Below are 16,823 nucleotides of genomic sequence, written 5' to 3'. Positions count from 1 at the left end.
TAGAATGACCATTGAGAGTTGGCGAAAAGATTATAATGAAGTTCGACCGCACAGTTCGCTAGGCTATCAACCGCCTAGTGTATTTGCGGAAAAATCAGCGTGAAAACTCTCTTTGAAAATGGACCTAAAAAAGGGGGAAGGTCATCCGCTTAGTATAGCAGTTAAAAATTATTCCACATTATCTGCGCATAAATGCTCGTCCAGTAATTCTTGTAAAAATCACAAACTCCCTTGGATAGTTGAAAAAATCATTGAAAGTATTGCTGAAGAGTACTTTTCTACAGAAAAAGCTTATTCAAGATGACCAGCTGTATCCTGAGAAAAAATCGTGATCTTCAATTAGCTTTGCAACCCTCTTCTTATGTTCTTCAGACCAGTCAATTTCGTGGCGGCTCTGTCTTGCAGTTTTCCAGACTACCGACATACAGTCATTTAAGTAATCTTCGTTGACTTCAACTTTTAAGAAGTGGCATAGCTTCGTTAATTGATCTTTGGGATCAGCAACCGTGTCTTCGTGTCTACTTATAAATACATTTTGCGCTTTTATACGACTCAGAAGCTCTTTGTTATATGCGGCTCGTATCTCCGACAATTTAATCACATCTAGCAATATTTTTTTATTTTCTTCAGTATGCATCATGTGCTTTTTTATTCTTTCTATTGTGGCAGTAGTTATTATGTCATAAGGATTCCGCACTGTGAAAATAAACTTCAATGACATTTTTTGCTTTTTAATAATATCAGTGAATTTTTCTAATATGTTGCCTCTAGAGAAAATAAGTGATGTCATATAAGATGCTTTTATACCTGCCACTTCTAGGCGCTTACAGTGATATTGCCATTGATTAGGTATATGAGGATAACGTGTAGCACCTAATTTGACTCTCATCCTAGGCTCTTGTGAAGCCGGGTTAATTCCATCTGTTTCTAATTTTCGCCTTCGCATTACTTTTTTATAAATGTCATTATCCCCCAATAAAATACCATAAAGTAACATCCTGATATCTTCAAGTAAGTATAAGCTTTTTCTTGCTTTGGGCTCGTGTGCGACAACTATATTGGGATGCGCGTTTAATAAATAACCGACTAGAGAAGAACCGGCTCTATTAAAACCAATGGTTAATACCATCGTATGTAGCTTTCTAAAATACTTACCGTCTATTACGGGTAGCTTATACTTATCTTGTATGGTGTCTGACATTTCTAATTTTTCACTCCTCTAGGTTGGGTCGTTTCACTATAATGAGAAAGGCTTATTCAAGACGACCAGCTGTATCCTGCGAAAAAATCATAATCTTCGCTTAGCTTTGCAACCCTTTCTTTATGTTCTTCCAACCAATCAATTTCATAGCGGCTCTCTCTGGCAGTCGGGCAGACTACCGACATACAGTCATTTAAATAATCTTGGCTGGCTTTGACCTTTAAGAAGCGACATAGTTTCGTTAATTGATCTTTGGGATCAGCAACCATGTCTTCGTGTCTATTTATAAATACATTTTTCGCTTTTATCCGACTCAGAAGATTTTTGTTGCACACACAGTGTCTCTCATACACTGAAATAGACTTTGATAATTTTTCTATTTCAGAGATTCTTTTAGAATGCATTACCTCTCTTACACGCGTAGCTATCATGTCATAAGGATTGCGCACTGTAAAAATAAACTTTAATGACATTTTTTTCTTTTTAACAAGAGAAGTAAATTGTTTTAATGTATCCCCCTCCACCAATAGATGTGCTATTCTAGCGGATTCTTTTACACCTGCCACTTCTAGGGATTTACAGCGATTTTGCCACTGATTAGGAACAATAGGATACCATTCAGTCCGGCGAGAACCTTTCGTCTTAGGTTCGTTTGAGGCCGGTATAATTTTATCTATTTCTACTTTTTGCGCTTCTACTGCCCTAGTATACATCTGTTGATTTTTGAATAAAATACCATACAGTAGTAGGATGATGTCTCCTGCCTTGTATAAGGTTCTTATGCCGGGTTCGTGTGCGATAACCATGTTGGGATGTGCGGTTAACAAATAACCGACTAGAGAAGATCCGGACCTCGCAAAACCTATAGTTAATAACATTGTATGTAGCTTGCTAAAATACTTATCTTCTATTAAAGGTAGCTTATATTTATCTTCTGTGGTATCTGACATTATTAATTTTTTGCCTCTCTAGGTTTGGTCGTATTCATTATTATTTGCGCACCAAGTTTCTTTTGTAGAGCCTGCACATGAGGGTCTTCCTTTATTGACTGTTCGGCACTACATTGTTTTTCTCGGTTTATCCTATCATATTCAGCAACAGGCGTTACCTCAGGTTCAGTATATTTGAATGCTAATTGTATATCCTTGTCGTCAAGTTTTACAAGCGTATTTAATATCTCCTCTTCCATCTCTTTGGTGCATAAATCTTTAATATCAGGAGCGATTTCTATTGTCACCCGATTGTCTGCTTGAATAGCGAGTAAAGAATTAAGGCATATTCCACGAGCTGCTCCGGCGAGCCCTGATGCTTCTATATATTGTTGCCATGCTTCTACGCTGTTACAATCAGTCAAGCTGTGACCGCTGTTTTTTGCTACAGCTGTAGATTGTTTATTGTTCTCGGCATCAGGTATTTGGTTGGCGATGTCGGTAGTCTTATCTGCAGAGCATATAGCTTCCGTGGTGCGTAGCATTGTATTACTCAGATATGTTTGTGCCTGATGCGAGGCAGGTTGAGACATAGGTACAAAGCATATCATCTTTAACAAGGTCATATCAAAAAGACCCTTGTAATCAGAAGCTATTGCCATATCGCGTTTATTTGCCAACGCAAATTGATAATATAATTGTATATCTTGTGGCGCAATGTTAGTTGCCAATTTATCAATATCCGTTTCGTCAAATTGAGGCAATAATTCGTTGGTGGGTAGTGCTTGTCGCAAAGCGACTAAATGCAATAACGCGATGAGTTCTCTGAGAACATCGTTAAAATCAGCACCGCTTTGGTAAATCTCGTCGCTCAAGGCGATAGCACCGGATATATCTTGAACTGCAATATGATTAAGTAATTCTACCACTTGTGATCTGCAAGTACTACCTAACATCTCTTTTACGGCGTCGCTTTTGAGTGTGCCGCCGCCATAAGAAATTGCTTGGTCCAGAAGGCTCAATGCATCTCGCACGCTACCGTCGGCAGCAACCGCAATCTCGTCCAGTGCTTCTTTTTCAAAATCAACATGCTCTTGGTCAAGCATTTTTGAAATATAGTCGCGAATTAATGTATGCGGCAGACGTAATAGATTAAATTGTAGGCACCGCGATAAAATCGTCACTGGTATCTTTTGCGGATGAGTCGTCGCAAAGAAAAATTTTATATGTCCGGGTGGCTCTTCCAAGGTTTTCAGTAGCGCGTTAAAGCTACTGATCGACAACATGTGCACTTCATCTATCAGATAAATTTTATAACTGCCAGTATTCGGTGCGTAAGGAACATTATCCAATAACTCCCGCATATTTTCGACGCCAGTGCGTGATGCTGCATCTACTTCGATAAAGTCGACATAATGCCCAGAGTCGGTTTGTTGACACGCGTTGCATTTATTACATGGAATCGCACTGACACCTTTTTCACAATTGAAACACTTGGCCAGTATTCTTGCCAGTGTTGTTTTACCCACACCTCGGGTACCGCTAAATAAATACGCATGGTGAAGACGACCGAGAGACAAAGCATTCTGCAAAGTCTGAATAATATGTTGCTGACCTATAACCTCCTCAAAGGTACGCGGCCGCCATTTACGGGCGAGAACTTGGTAACTCATTTATTTTATTTAAGCTGAAAAGCCTTCCGCGACCGTAAATCTTCGGCACCCAGTTTTATTGCTACCATTGCTCCCTTCCGGGCCTGGTGGGGTTCACAACAGCACTGCCGCGAAGGAACCGCCGCGAAAGACCACTATATTGTACTATAGGCCTCTCTGAGTATGTACTATGCAGATAGAATAATGACGATAAACGATTTTGAGATATACTAGGCAATAAAATATGAAGTCAAAATTTCCAGCAGAGACCACCAATCCATTTGCAGAAGTAGATCACGCTCAATCTACTTTTAAGGTTAGCCTGCAAATACAGGATATTGCGCAGCATCATCGTTTCGACTGGTGTGATGCCAAGGAAGTCATTGCCAAGTTATACGAGGAATTGGAAGAGATAATTGAAGCGGATGCGAGCACACCAAAACGCAATGAACATATTAGGGAGGAACTAGGCGACTTTTTGTTTACTGCTATCAGCCTCGCTCGCCACTACGGTATAGATCCTGAAGTTGCATTGACCGAAGCCAACTATAAATTTGAATATCGCTTTCAAAAGATGGCTGTCATTCTAGAAGCCAACGGCTTGAACTTTAATTGTGCCTCTAGGCAGCAATTAGAGGAAGCATGGCATAAAGTGAAAAGCCAAGCGGAATAAGGTGGTCTGAAAACTACGGCATCGTCTGCCATTCAACGCACTAGCCGTGTTTGAGTGACAGACATCCCTCTATAATTTTGGGGTATGCTCAGGCCTAGAAAAATGGAAGTCCGTGTCCCATGCCACCGCCGACCATACACATCAACATTGGTATAGAGAGCAATGTGTTAGTGCGAGATGCCATCAAGGCTATTTTCTTAGCCTTGGCTTTCTCTTCGTCGCTGGCTTGGCGGCCGCCTAATCCCAGAATTTTCTTTTGATTAGGCCATATCACTCCCCATACAATTAATAACATAATGGTTCCAAGCCACGCGCCTATCCCAATAATCCGTAAAGAATCATTGAGCATAAATGCACCGTGAATTCCCCCGACTTCGCCCCAAACAATTTGTAGAGCGGCAGCACCGGTTAGCCAAGTGAGCAAAGCGCCGTAGCGAAACCAAGCAAGAGCTCGAGGTGCTATATACTTATTAATTGCAGCAGGTCCTGGCCCGTCTGTGTCTGCAGTCGCTTTGGCAACTGCCGGTACTTGCACAAAATTAAAATAATAGAGCAACCCTATCCATATAATTCCAACGAACACATGCAACCATACGATTAAAGAATTCATATTTATCATATCCATTTTGATATCTCCTTATACAAAACGCATCAAAGAAGTAAACTAATTATCACAGATAAAACAAAACCAGCGATAATTGTTCCCGTAATAGAACTAAGTGGATTCATAATATTTCCTCCTTTGCTATGTGAGTTTAACCAGAATTATAGCATAACACGACCTAATTTTTAGCACATGTCAACCTGATGTACGATGCCATGACATTTTGGACAGTATATCTAGATTTGGCTTATTTACTGTAAGCTAAACGCTTGGGCATATGCAATGCCAACCCTGCTTCACCAGAACTTTAGCTAACTCACGGCGATGCGCCGGCTTTACTGCTTTTTTGATAATGCTTCCTTTAAATCCGCCAGCAATTTATCTTTTAATCCTGCGAAATCACCATTGGACATAATCAACAAATGATCACCTTCGGCAAGTTCTGCAATAATCGCTGAACGCAAACGATCTATATCAGCATAACAAGACCATCGGAGTTTTGCTTTTTGCAATACAGCTTCAGCCGACCAATCTAAGTCTGCAGGACTGTAAAAGAAAAGACAGTCGGCTTGGTCAAAAGCACTGCCTAGTATGTCGTTGTGAATGCCGGCTTTCATTGTATTTGAGCGTGGTTCAAAAGCAACCAACACGCGGGTTGCTTTTTGTGAACACAGTGCTGCTATGCTTGCTTTAATTTCACTCGGGTGGTGGGCAAAATCATCGTACACTGTAATGCCTTGGTAAGTGCTGCAGACTTCTAGGCGGCGACGCACTCCCTTGAAGTCTGCCAATGCTTGCAGTGCAGTTTGCGGTGGCACACCCACACGGGCAGCAGCGGCGACCGCACCGACGGCATTGGCGATGTTATGCTCACCGGCGACTCCCCACTGGCAATGCCCTTTCGCTTTCCCTTTATACGATATGTCAAAACCACCATTGTGCGTGTGTGCTTGCCAGTCGGCAGTGTCGTTATCTACATCGAAATACTCGCATTGTGACCAGAATCCCTTTTTTATTACATCATCAAGTGCCGGCTCGCCGGCGCGTATCAACACATAGTCGTCAGTCGCCAATGTTCTAAGTAGGTGATGAAATTGTGTCTGGACGGCAGCCAAGTCGTCAAAAATATCAGCGTGATCGAACTCTAGGTTATTCAACACCAATACTTGTGGGTGATAATGCACAAATTTCGATCTCTTATCAAAAAAAGCGGTATCGTATTCGTCGCCCTCAATGACGAATAAATCGGAATGACCTAGACGGGCGGAAATACCGAAATTGATAGGAACGCCACCAATTAGAAAGCCAGGCTGCATACCGGCGAACTCTAATATCCAAGCGAGCATAGCAGTCGTTGTTGTTTTACCGTGGCTACCGGCCACACACAGCACCCGACGATTATGCAATACCTGTTCGTATAACCATTGTGGCGCCGAATAAATAGGTATGCGCTGCGTTAACAAAGCCTCGACTAACTCATTGCCTCGGCTCATGGCATTGCCAATGATATACGAATCGTAGCAACCAAGAGCCGATACGCTACAGGGTTTATCTAGTTTAATATGGTGATCAATGAGCTGCTTGCTCATAGGTGGCCACGCTGCTTTGTCGCAGCCATATACCGACCAGCCCAGCTCACGAGCGATGCAAGCAAGCCCTGCCATAAAAGTGCCACTGATGCCGAGTAGATATATCTTGCCTACGGGCATAGTGGGTCACAAAACCATGAGTGAAACGAACAAGCTACTCATTAAATAAAGTAGCGCGATACCAATCGCAAAAAACAAACGCACTTCCAGCGCATGTTTGAAAATATGTCCTAATACCCTCAGCATCCAGATAAATAATGCCAAATAAATCAGTGCAAGCACCGCACCAATCGGTGAACTCTGCATTTCGGATTGGGTATTCTCGCCAAAGCCTATAATGTCAGCAGCAACAAAATTCAACGGTATGAACAAAACGCTAAACATAGCTATGGTGCCAGTGATTGCCGTTGCAGTTTGCGTAAAGCGCATTGGAAATCTGAACAAATATAACAATATTTTTAAGAAAACCAATAAGAAAAATAAGTCGACAAAGGCTTCCAATAAATTAATGTCGGCCAAACCGCTAGCTAGGGCAGAGAGAATGCCCATCGTTAGCATAAATGTACACGACAGGATGAGTAGCTTTTTATACGCCGGTAGCTGCTGGGGAGTGGCTTGCATAAGTATTAGGTGCCACATGATGACGATGAAGTCTAACCATATCTCCCATAAAAGAATAAGCGATCTCATATTTCATTGAAGCCTTTAGCGAGCAAACTGACCCTCTTAATTAATAGGCGCATCAGCCACGCGTAAATACCCACTGCGAGGTGGTTGATAGCTCATCCCGATAGCGATAATCTTTGTCACAAAACTGTTTCAATAATTCAGGTGAAGTGATACGGTTTTTTATAATGTGGCGCGCCATCATGCCGCGCGCGCGTTTGGCAGTAAAGCTAATTACCTTGTGTGTTCTATTCTTTTTCTCCTTGAATACTGGAGTAATAATTGTTGCGCTAAGTTTATCTGCAACGATTGAACGAAAGTATTCATCGGATGCTAGATTAACGAGCACTGCACGAGGCATCTTTTCAAGTTCCGCATTAATGACATCGGTGATGCGGCTACCCCAAAAATCGTATAAGTGCTCGCCGTGCTTATTTTTAAGGCGCGTCCCCATCTCTAGACGATAGGGTTGTATCATATCCAGCGGTTTCAATACACCGTATAAGCCGGATAATATACGCAAATGCTTCTGGGCAAAATCAAAATCCTTGGTGCTAAAGGTGGTTGCATCGAGGCTCAAATAAACATCGCCACAAAATGCCAAAAGAGCTTGCTTTGCTTTTTCGCTAGTTGTAGATTGATCCCATAACTGGAATCGGTCGACATTCAAATCGGCTATCTTTGCACTCACCGACATCAGTTTCTGTAGCCTAGTGGACGATAACTTTCGCAACTGTGATACCAACAGGTTCGCATCTTTAATAAATAGCGGAGTGCTTCGCTTACTTAGTTTACTGGTATCAAAATTAAGCCGTTTAGCCGGTGAAACAATAACAATCATTAACAAATACTACTTTTTATACTCTGTATTTTCTGCAACTCTACCACCTAAGTCAATGATAGACGGTAAATGCTAGACTAGATTAAAAAATGATAATTATATACTTAAGCGTGTAAATCACCGATTGGCTAGCTTCAATTTTTTCAAGTTCAATATCGTTTAGTTCACACTAAATAAGCCGAATAAAAATATACCTGTCTTGGCATCGTAAATACTATTGCAGTTGAAGAACTTCAAATATATAATAGGAAGGTTCTTTTGAATAAGATAGAAAAAAAGCCGGGGAAAGAATCCCCGGTAAACAGGGTGTTAGTGGTAATCCTTTACCACTGTTTCTAAGGAGGGTTTGACTTCCTGTCGCCGAATATAGGGGGAACTCGGCATATGCTATATTCTTTCTTAATCCAGATATCCCTTTGACATACAAAGAAATATCGTTGACCAAATAACTGTTAAAATCACTAATTCCATTAAATCTCTCCTTTGAACTATTGTTTATCAGTATATCATAATATACTTATATATCAATATTAATTCAACTATTTTTTGAAAAAAATAGTAATACCAGTGAAAAAGCCTTGAAAATAAACAAAAATGGATAATAAATAAATAAAGAGAGGCTATTCATGCAGGGGAATCATAAGCTTCAACCTGACCTATTTGTGTAGATAGATTATGATGCAATCGCTCCTCAAAACCACTTATTAATGCGTATTGCTAAATTTTTAGACTTTATTTTTATCCGAGCGTTGACTAAAAGGTCCTATAGTCATACGCAAGGTAGACCGTCCATTGATCCCGAAGTGTTTTCCATATCTGTACATTAGGGCGTATCTAAGGTATTAAAAAGATCTCTCTAGTTGCTTATCAAATGAAAACTGCTTTAGGCGGATACCGGCGGCAAATTAATACCGGTTATCGTAAGGAGAGTCTTGGCAAATTGACAAAACTTTTCTCTTTGTCTTGTCCCTTTACGCCAGGCAAACCCTATCTCTCGGTATGCATGTGCCGGCATATCCATTGTTTCTATCGCAGTATATTTGAGTAGATTGGCTCGGATTGCCAATTCTGGTATAAAGGTAATGCCGATATCACTTTGTACCATCTGTATTAGAGTATGCATACTGCTCACCGCATAAGGGCTTACTTTATCCTCGTTTTCTATACTACATGCCGACAATGCATGATTCCTAAGACAGTGACCGTCTTTAAGTAGCAGGATACTACCGTCTGGTAGTAGACTTTCTCGATAATCGGGGGGTGAGAAAAGCGATGTGTTTTTTTTGTATGCGAGCTTAAAATGATCCTTAAAAAGGCCTAGGCTTTCGGCACCTTTTAGTGTAACTGGCAATGCTAATAGTAATATATCAAGATCCCCTTTCAATAGCATCTTGTTTAAGTTGGCGGTTAAATCTTCGTGGATTGACAAACGCATCTGCGGCCACTTAGCGCTTATTTTAGGAAGGGCTCTCGGCAGGATAAAGGGGGCTATAGTTGGAATAATTCCCAACCGCAGGTGGCTTGAAAATAATGTTGTATTGCTATCAGCAATATCCTGCAGTTGTTTGACTTCGTGGAGGATAACATCAGTTTGCTCAATAATTTTTTTACCTAAAGATGTGAACACAACCTGCTTATTAGTTCTATCAATGAGAGTCACACCCAGAGCTTGCTCTAAATTGTTAATAGCTGTGCTAAAAGCAGCCTGAGTAATTGAACAACTATCAGCAGCATGCTTAAAATGCAGTTTTTGGTAAAGTGCACGTAGATAGTTTAGCTGGCGTAGGGTTGGTTGTTTCGCTCCACTCATAGTATAAAATATATCAATTCTCTTCTAATGATATATTTTATATATAGAGGAGCAGGAATCAACACCTTTTCTCTCCTGATTTGTAAGTGCAAATATATTCAGCTTGTTTACCGTTTGCTACACACACAGGGATATGCCGTGCATAGGAAGCCAGAGGGCGGCATGCCAATGTATACCCTGAACCAGAAGTCTGCATATATGACTGATACAACCCTGGTGCTATTGATTACAGAACTCTAAAGGTAGCCTTGGAAAGGCAAATTGGGACTTGTTATATCTCGCATTTACCTGATGAGGATTATGATGAAACTCAAAAAAGCCTGCTGTCTCTTGACATAGATACTGCAAAGAAAACTATAGATGTGAGTCAGAAATTGAGGAGAGAAGAGTAGGGGTTATGATTTATCTGCGGGGTTCCCTATGCTTTTATGAGGTAAGAATACACCGCAGCCGAGTTTTTGCTCGGTTCCTAATCCGCTTTGCTGTAGCAATATGCTTTCTTCAAAGCTGAGGTCTACTATCATTAAGCTTCTCGCGTGGAATGTCTTATCAGGCGTCTTGATTGTGTGTCGTCGCCCACCCATCATCTGCCGCGGGTGTATGCCTTTGGCATTGAGTAGGGTAGTTGCATAATGCAAAAATCCATTTTCATCTTGGTCGTTCGCCGACACCAAAGATCGACAAAATAAGGTGGTCTGCGAGCTGAGGGCACGAATCGTCGGCGGCTTAATATCAACCTTACAATCGCCGATAGTTAATGTATGTCCCGCTAAAAGCGCAGCGTCTGAAAAGCGGGATTTAGTTAGGCGCAAGCGCAAGCGGGTACGCTTGGACAAAAAGAGTAGTGCGCCGTCTTTATAGGGTCGCACCCAGCCATTGCCAGACTCGGCTCCGTGCAGTGTATGCAAAGCAACACTAGGTTGTTCTGCAAACCACGGTAATATTCGGCTGATCTCCTGATATAACTGATAAGCGTGATCAACCACCAAGCCACCATGACATTCAACTCTGAAACTCAGATCGGCAATATCATCGGGCACCCGTAACCGCCCCTTGTCGACATTCGGTGAGTCATTCCAATAGTCCTGCATCATTTACTCTAGGTTATTCGCTGAAGTGAATGCAGCTTCTAGCTGTTGCTCCCAGTCCTCTGGTGTATCGGCAAAGGGTGGACGGACATCCATCTCAATGAATATCTCACCGCGGCGAGCTTGCAATTTTACATAGGCTACAAGCTCTTCGAAGCGTGTCATCTCACTATTGCCTATCAGTACTGTGCTAATTGATAACATGGTGCGTTAGTCATTATTTGGCGCATTGTCTAATACACCTTTTACAACATCATACTCTACGCTGTCGCTTTCGAAGGCATCACCTATTGCTCGCAATAAAATATAGTGCCTACGCCCAGACTTGTTTTTCTTATCCAGTACCATCACATCCAATAGTGTTTGACTGTTCAGAGTATGTGGTATGGAGGTCGGCAAGCCCAGCCGCTTGAGCAATGAGAAGATACGGTAAACACTTTTTTCGGACAAATAACCAGCACTTGCCGACAGCTGGGCGGCCAACACCAGTCCGCATCCAACCGCTTCACCGTGCAGCCACTGCCCGTAGCCTGTGGTAGTCTCTATTGCATGGCCGAAGGTATGCCCTAAATTGAGTAGTGTCCGCTTGCCGCTTTGTTCGTGTTCGTCGGCAGCCACAATCTGTGCCTTCAGCGCACATGAATGTTCTATCGCATAGCTCAACGCACCGTCATCGTGACTCAGTAGCGCGTCTACATTATCCTCCAGCCAAGTAAAAAAATCGACATCCATAATCAAACCGTATTTAACTACCTCGGCAAGCCCGGCTATATAATGTCTAGGTGGTAGAGTGGTCAGAGTCTGCAGGTCGGTGATAACACAACACGGCTGATAGAAAGCTCCGATCATGTTTTTGCCGAGTGCGTGATTGACCCCGGTTTTACCACCGACTGATGAGTCAACTTGCGCAAGCAATGTTGTAGGGATTTGTGCAAATGCGATGCCGCGTTGATAGCTGGCCGCAACGAAACCTGCGATATCACCGACCACCCCGCCACCAAGTGCCACCAACAACGCGTCACGCTCGGTTCTATGGTGCAATAGTTGACTACAAACCTGCTCAAAAGTTTGCAGTGTTTTATGCATCTCACCAGTCGGTATAATGATTTTATCTACCTTATGCGCTGGTGCGATTGCATCACACACTACTTGCATATAAAGCGGTGCAACGGTATCGTCGGACAGTATCACTATATGTGTGCCTTGCCAGTTTGTGGTTAATAATGCATCAACCTGCTCTAACAATCCACGACCGATATGAATCGGATAGCTACGCTGACCCAGTTCTACCTTGAGGGTGTTCATAATCGCTTCATCTCATTTATATATTCAATAATCCTTCGCGTAGTTGCATCTACATCGCCACTATTATCAACGACAAAATCGGCGAGGGCTTGGTATATAGGTACACGTATATTATCTAATTCTTGCATCACCTCATGAGCATTTCCATCCATCAATAAAGGTCGCCCACTTAGAGGTTGTATTCTTTTATAGCGCTCGCCTAGCGGAGTGTTCAAGTAGACTACTGTACCATTTTCTTTGATATATTTGCAATTTTGCTCATCCATAACCGCACCACCACCAGTTGCCACCACCATATCACGATGGTCGGCGAGCTCGCGCAACACCGTGGCTTCGCGTTTTCTAAAGCCGGACTCACCCTCTTTTTCAAATATTGTTGGAATATCCATAGCAGCATGCAGACAAATTAAATCGTCGGTATCATAAAAAGGTAGCCTTAACCGTTGTGCTAAAACATTACCTATGCAGCTTTTGCCAGTTGCCATAGGCCCTATCAAGAATATATTCATAGTCGTGTCTATGTTAAAATTAAATTTATGCTGGGTCTAGTTTACCGCCTGATGCGCTTGCCGTGTTCAAATTCTTAAAACAGCTACTATTATTTATCGTAGCATCATTTTCTCTTGCTATTATTGCAGTGGTTGCGGTTTATCTTTATATTGCACCAGAACTGCCCTCTCTGGAAGAGATGAAGACGATTCGCGTGCAAACGCCGCTTAGAGTTTATACCAAAGAAGGTGAACTTTATGCAATCTTCGGGGATAAACGACGCATACCCATTGACCTTGAAGATGTCCCTCAACAAATTATCGATGCGTTTATCGCCGCCGAAGACGATCGCTTCTATGAACACCTAGGCATAGACTACGAAGGTCTGATACGGGCGACTATTAATCTAATAGAAACTGGGCAACGCACCCAAGGCGGTAGTACAATTACCATGCAGTTAGCACGCAATTTCTTTTTAAGCAATCAACGCACCTTTGAACGCAAAATCAAAGAAATATACCTCGCCCTGATCATTGAGCGACTACTCAGTAAAGCAGAAATACTAAACTTATATCTCAATAAAATATTTCTAGGTAAGCGTGCTTACGGCATTGCCGCCGCTGCCGAGATTTATTACGGCAAGAATATCGGCGAACTAACACTGGCGCAAAATGCGATGATCGCAAGCCTACCTAAAGCACCTTCAACATACAACCCAATCGCCAATCCTGAAAAAGCAAAGGAACGGCGAGCTTATGTATTAGGACGCATGCTCAAATTGCAGATGATTTCTGCCGACGAATACGCGCAGGCAATGGCGGCACCCATCACTGCCGCCGAGCACAATATAAAAATGGATCTGCAAGCGCCTTATGTTGCCGAGATGGTGCGCGCCTATATGGTCGAGCAGTATGGCGAAAGTGCCTACTCCGATGGCTTTGATGTGTACACCACCATACACCAAACAATGCAAGAAAACGCCCAGGCCAGCCTGCGGCGCGGGCTACTTAATTACGACCGTCGCCATGGCTGGCGCGGCACCACCGAAAGTATTGAAGTCGGTACACCTGTTGACCACGCAGCATTGCAAGCCAAACTACGACAATTACCGAGTCCCGGAGGACTGCTACCCGCGGTCGTGATAGAGGCAAATCGCGATCTGTTGCGGGTTATCCCTAAAGATGCTCAGGAGACTACATTGGCACGCACGCACTGGCAATGGCAACCCTACCTCAACAGCGATTATGTAGGTCCGGCGATAGAAGAAGCTACGAAGATAGCGCAACGCGGTGATATTATCTGGCTACTCAATCAAGATAATAAACTACGGGTAGCGCAAATCCCTGAAATTGAGGGGGCGTTGGTAGCACTCGACCCAAATAGCGGCGCGCTACTCGCATTGACCGGCGGTTTTGATTTTTATCAAAGCAAATTTAATCGAGCAACTCAGGCAAAACGACAACCGGGCTCGAGTTTCAAGCCGTTTATCTATGCCTCGGCACTCGCCGAAGGTTATACACCGGCAACAATAGTGAATGATACACCGGTGGTATTTAGCGAGACATCATCTCGCCAAGATTGGCGGCCGGAAAACTACAGTGGCAAGTTTTTCGGTCCTACGCGTCTTAGAGAAGCACTGACTTATTCTCGCAATATGGTCTCAGTGAAACTAGTTGACGCAATCGGATTACGAAAAACTTTAGACTACATTAAAAAGTTCGGTTTTGCGCGTGAAAACCATCCGTATAATCTAACCATGGCATTGGGTTCTGGCACCGCCACACCTCTGGAGATTACTCGCGGTTATGCAACTTTCGCCAACGGTGGTTTTTTAGTAACACCTTATTTCATAGAAAAAATCATCTCTAATGAAGAGGTTCTTTTTGAGGCTGCTCCGCCAAAACTATGTGGCGATAATTGCTACCCAGAAATCGCTCAGGATGATATCAATAGTCAAATAGCCGAGGACAATGTTGATGAGCAACTTTTGCCTCAGGCAATCCCGGCGGATATTGCTTACCAGTTATCCAGCATGCTACAAAGTGTAACGCGCAAAGGCACTGCTCGTAGTGTTTATCGTACCTTAAAACGGAGCGACTTAGCAGGTAAAACTGGCACCACTAACAATCAGCACGATGCCTGGTTCTCAGGCTTCAATCGCAATATTGCCTGCACCGTTTGGGTGGGTTTTGATAATCAACAACCACTAGGTAATCGCGAAACTGGTGCTGTGGCAGCCTTGCCGATATGGATAGACTTTATAGAAAAAACCATCACTGAGAATGACGAGACTCCCTACTTTCGCCCGCCTGAGGTGGTGTCCGCTAAAATCGACCCTGAAAGTGGCCTGCTCGCTCATCCCAGCGATACAAATGCCATCCTTGAAACCTTTAGAAAAGATTATCTACCTAAGAAAATCGCCACACCAGCCGGGCAAAAGGAGAAAGACATAGAAAAACTCTTTTGATGATATCGATGTCGATTAACATCATATCGACAGTGACAGTAGATGGGGTAACCACCTTAACAAAATAATCAGTGCCAGAGTTGCACCTAGCCAAAAGAACCTAGGTAGCGGTGGTGAACCATTATGGGTACGTCCTTTACTCACCACCCTAGACATAATCAAGTCGAAGACAATAACCATAAAAATAAGCGGTGCGAGTGCTGGCACCATCACCGTCGTTAATATTCCAGGCCACCTGACATCAACCTGTGCACCTGGGGTAGGAGAAAATATAACCACCAGTAGCGCCGATATATAGAGCATCGTTCTCAGAAAGCCTAGCTTACGAATAATATTGTACATTTTGTATTTGCATTTTGTGGTTACACTAATTAAACATTTTCAATGGCGGCTAAAATATCTGCTCGTTCATCGCTTACGCCGCTTCAGTCAGATTGGCACAGTAAATACTGTAATTTACTATCCTATATAATATACGCTATTGTGAATTTATCTTGCATCTGCCTGATGATCTTTTTAGCAGTAATCTTAAGTGATAGTTATATGGCTGACTAAGCATGTTATGGATAATTGCCGGCTACTAATTATTTATTACAGCGTGCACGGCGCCACCGAACGGATGGCGCGTTTGATTGCTCGCGGCATTGAAAATAGCGGCGAGGCACAAGCAATGTTGCGCACCGTACCGCCGATTACGAAATCGCCGAGCGAACAAACTAACGTACCTCAACAAGGACCTCCTTATGCAACACTTGACGAGTTAGCCAGCTGCAAAGGATTGGTGATAGGTAGCCCAACCCACTTCGGTAATATGGCAGCTCCGATGAAGCACTTTTGGGATCAAACCAGTGGTTTGTGGTTGAGCAGTGCTCTAGCCGGGAAACCGGCCGGTGTGTTTACTTCTACTTCGAGCTTGCACGGTGGGCAAGAGACTACTTTACTTTCTATGATGCTACCGTTATTCCACCACGGCATGATTTTGTGTGGCTTGCCTTATTCTGAGAATGCTCTACATCGCACTCAAAGCGGCGGCACACCTTACGGGCCTAGCCATGTAGCAGGCCGTAAGGCCGACCGCCCAATAGATGCCACGGAGAGTGAACTATGCATCGCCTTCGGCAAACGGATTGCCGGATTCGCTTGCTTGCTGAATAATAAATCCTAATGCGAAATATCGCCTGGATGGTTTCGCTAGCATCCTACTTAACGCTACTCAGTGTATTAGTCTTATGGAATGCACTGATAGAACCTCCTGAGAAAATACCCCGCGTACTGCCGATTTTAGCTTTAGGCTTACCGTTACTTATGGTATTGCGCGGGCTATTGCATGCACGCCGCAGGTCTTGTCAGTTATCAACACTACTAGCGCTCGTCTATTTCTCACTGGGTTTAATTGATATTGCTGGCGGTGCCCTGTTATACGGTTGGTTGCAAACCATCGCTGCAACTCTGTGGTTTGTAAGTCTTCTAGTTTATCTAAAGCAGACGGCAAACAAGGTGGTATGATAG

18 protein-coding genes and 1 other RNA gene are annotated in these 16,823 nt (G+C 43.1%); 5 read left to right on the top strand and 14 right to left on the bottom strand.

Features of this window, described 5'->3' with window-relative positions; all coding sequences use genetic code 11:
- A partial coding sequence (locus GDA45_02640) for a transposase (protein MBC6413820.1) occupies positions 1 to 103 on the top strand: 103 nt, incomplete at its 5' end.
- 192 nt (positions 104 to 295) lie between these two features.
- Here the strand turns inward: GDA45_02640 and GDA45_02635 are convergent.
- The 4 genes from GDA45_02635 to ffs form a co-directional block, all read right to left on the bottom strand.
- Positions 296 to 1,201 (bottom strand): sulfotransferase, encoded by a 906-nt coding sequence (locus GDA45_02635; protein MBC6413819.1) that lies wholly within the window; start codon positions 1,199 to 1,201, stop codon positions 296 to 298.
- A 56-nt stretch (positions 1,202 to 1,257) separates the two neighbouring features.
- Positions 1,258 to 2,151 carry a sulfotransferase gene (locus GDA45_02630; protein ID MBC6413818.1) on the bottom strand — a complete coding sequence of 298 codons (894 nt, stop codon included), beginning with the start codon at positions 2,149 to 2,151 and terminating at the stop codon, positions 1,258 to 1,260.
- A gap of 2 nt (positions 2,152 to 2,153) precedes the next feature.
- Positions 2,154 to 3,803, bottom strand: a complete 1,650-nt coding sequence (gene dnaX / locus GDA45_02625; protein MBC6413817.1) for a DNA polymerase III subunit gamma/tau — start codon at positions 3,801 to 3,803, stop codon at positions 2,154 to 2,156.
- Between the two features lie 26 nt (positions 3,804 to 3,829).
- Positions 3,830 to 3,927, bottom strand: an RNA gene (gene ffs, locus GDA45_02620) — signal recognition particle sRNA small type.
- A 99-nt stretch (positions 3,928 to 4,026) separates the two neighbouring features.
- On the opposite strand from ffs, the gene GDA45_02615 reads away from it, so the two are divergent.
- Complete coding sequence (locus GDA45_02615; GenBank protein MBC6413816.1) at positions 4,027 to 4,455, top strand: hypothetical protein; 429 nt, start codon at positions 4,027 to 4,029, stop codon at positions 4,453 to 4,455.
- Between the two features lie 94 nt (positions 4,456 to 4,549).
- Here GDA45_02615 and GDA45_02610 read toward each other — a convergent pair whose 3' ends face one another.
- The 9 genes from GDA45_02610 to GDA45_02570 all read right to left on the bottom strand — a co-directional run bounded on the left by GDA45_02610 (position 4,550) and on the right by GDA45_02570 (position 12,867).
- Complete coding sequence (locus GDA45_02610) at positions 4,550 to 5,080, bottom strand: urate hydroxylase PuuD (protein ID MBC6413815.1); 531 nt, start codon at positions 5,078 to 5,080, stop codon at positions 4,550 to 4,552.
- A 314-nt stretch (positions 5,081 to 5,394) separates the two neighbouring features.
- On the bottom strand, positions 5,395 to 6,768 hold the full coding sequence (mpl, locus tag GDA45_02605; GenBank protein ID MBC6413814.1) for a UDP-N-acetylmuramate:L-alanyl-gamma-D-glutamyl-meso-diaminopimelate ligase: 1,374 nt from the start codon (positions 6,766 to 6,768) through the stop codon (positions 5,395 to 5,397).
- A 6-nt stretch (positions 6,769 to 6,774) separates the two neighbouring features.
- A complete protein-coding gene (locus tag GDA45_02600; GenBank protein ID MBC6413813.1) occupies positions 6,775 to 7,338 on the bottom strand; it encodes a hypothetical protein in 564 nt (187 codons plus the stop codon).
- 52 nt (positions 7,339 to 7,390) lie between these two features.
- Positions 7,391 to 8,155, bottom strand: coding sequence for a peroxide stress protein YaaA (gene yaaA, locus GDA45_02595; GenBank protein MBC6413812.1), 765 nt, complete (start codon positions 8,153 to 8,155; stop codon positions 7,391 to 7,393).
- An 883-nt stretch (positions 8,156 to 9,038) separates the two neighbouring features.
- A complete protein-coding gene (locus GDA45_02590; GenBank protein MBC6413811.1) occupies positions 9,039 to 9,965 on the bottom strand; it encodes a LysR family transcriptional regulator in 927 nt (308 codons plus the stop codon).
- A gap of 395 nt (positions 9,966 to 10,360) precedes the next feature.
- Positions 10,361 to 11,059, bottom strand: coding sequence for a type I-MYXAN CRISPR-associated protein Cas6/Cmx6 (cas6, locus tag GDA45_02585; protein MBC6413810.1), 699 nt, complete (start codon positions 11,057 to 11,059; stop codon positions 10,361 to 10,363).
- Positions 11,060 to 11,257: a sulfur relay protein DsrC gene (locus tag GDA45_02580; GenBank protein ID MBC6413809.1), complete on the bottom strand. Its 198-nt coding sequence runs from the start codon at positions 11,255 to 11,257 to the stop codon at positions 11,060 to 11,062. It abuts the gene before it with no gap.
- Positions 11,258 to 11,263: 6 nt separating this feature from the next.
- Positions 11,264 to 12,358 carry a 3-dehydroquinate synthase gene (gene aroB / locus GDA45_02575; GenBank protein MBC6413808.1) on the bottom strand — a complete coding sequence of 365 codons (1,095 nt, stop codon included), beginning with the start codon at positions 12,356 to 12,358 and terminating at the stop codon, positions 11,264 to 11,266.
- Positions 12,355 to 12,867: a shikimate kinase gene (locus tag GDA45_02570; GenBank protein ID MBC6413807.1), complete on the bottom strand. Its 513-nt coding sequence runs from the start codon at positions 12,865 to 12,867 to the stop codon at positions 12,355 to 12,357. Before GDA45_02570 ends, aroB begins: the two co-directional genes overlap by 4 nt.
- A 62-nt stretch (positions 12,868 to 12,929) precedes the next feature.
- Here GDA45_02570 and GDA45_02565 point away from each other — a divergent pair, with 62 nt between their 5' ends.
- Positions 12,930 to 15,314 carry a penicillin-binding protein 1A gene (locus tag GDA45_02565; protein MBC6413806.1) on the top strand — a complete coding sequence of 795 codons (2,385 nt, stop codon included), beginning with the start codon at positions 12,930 to 12,932 and terminating at the stop codon, positions 15,312 to 15,314.
- Between the two features lie 21 nt (positions 15,315 to 15,335).
- Here GDA45_02565 and GDA45_02560 read toward each other — a convergent pair whose 3' ends face one another.
- Complete coding sequence (locus tag GDA45_02560) at positions 15,336 to 15,656, bottom strand: hypothetical protein (GenBank protein ID MBC6413805.1); 321 nt, start codon at positions 15,654 to 15,656, stop codon at positions 15,336 to 15,338.
- Between the two features lie 220 nt (positions 15,657 to 15,876).
- Between GDA45_02560 and wrbA the strand changes: the two genes are divergently transcribed.
- The gene (gene wrbA / locus GDA45_02555) at positions 15,877 to 16,479 is read left to right on the top strand and encodes an NAD(P)H:quinone oxidoreductase (GenBank protein ID MBC6413804.1); all 603 of its coding nucleotides are present in this window, start codon (positions 15,877 to 15,879) and stop codon (positions 16,477 to 16,479) included.
- Between the two features lie 17 nt (positions 16,480 to 16,496).
- The gene (locus GDA45_02550) at positions 16,497 to 16,820 is read left to right on the top strand and encodes a DUF2069 domain-containing protein (GenBank protein ID MBC6413803.1); all 324 of its coding nucleotides are present in this window, start codon (positions 16,497 to 16,499) and stop codon (positions 16,818 to 16,820) included.
- Positions 16,821 to 16,823: the final 3 nt, after the last annotated feature.

The organism is Chromatiales bacterium (assembly GCA_014323925.1).
GTDB lineage: Bacteria > Pseudomonadota > Gammaproteobacteria > Poriferisulfidales > Oxydemutatoraceae > SP5GCR1.
The sequence above is the reverse complement of the archived record's forward strand: the minus strand, read 5'-3'. Positions and strand labels throughout refer to the sequence as shown.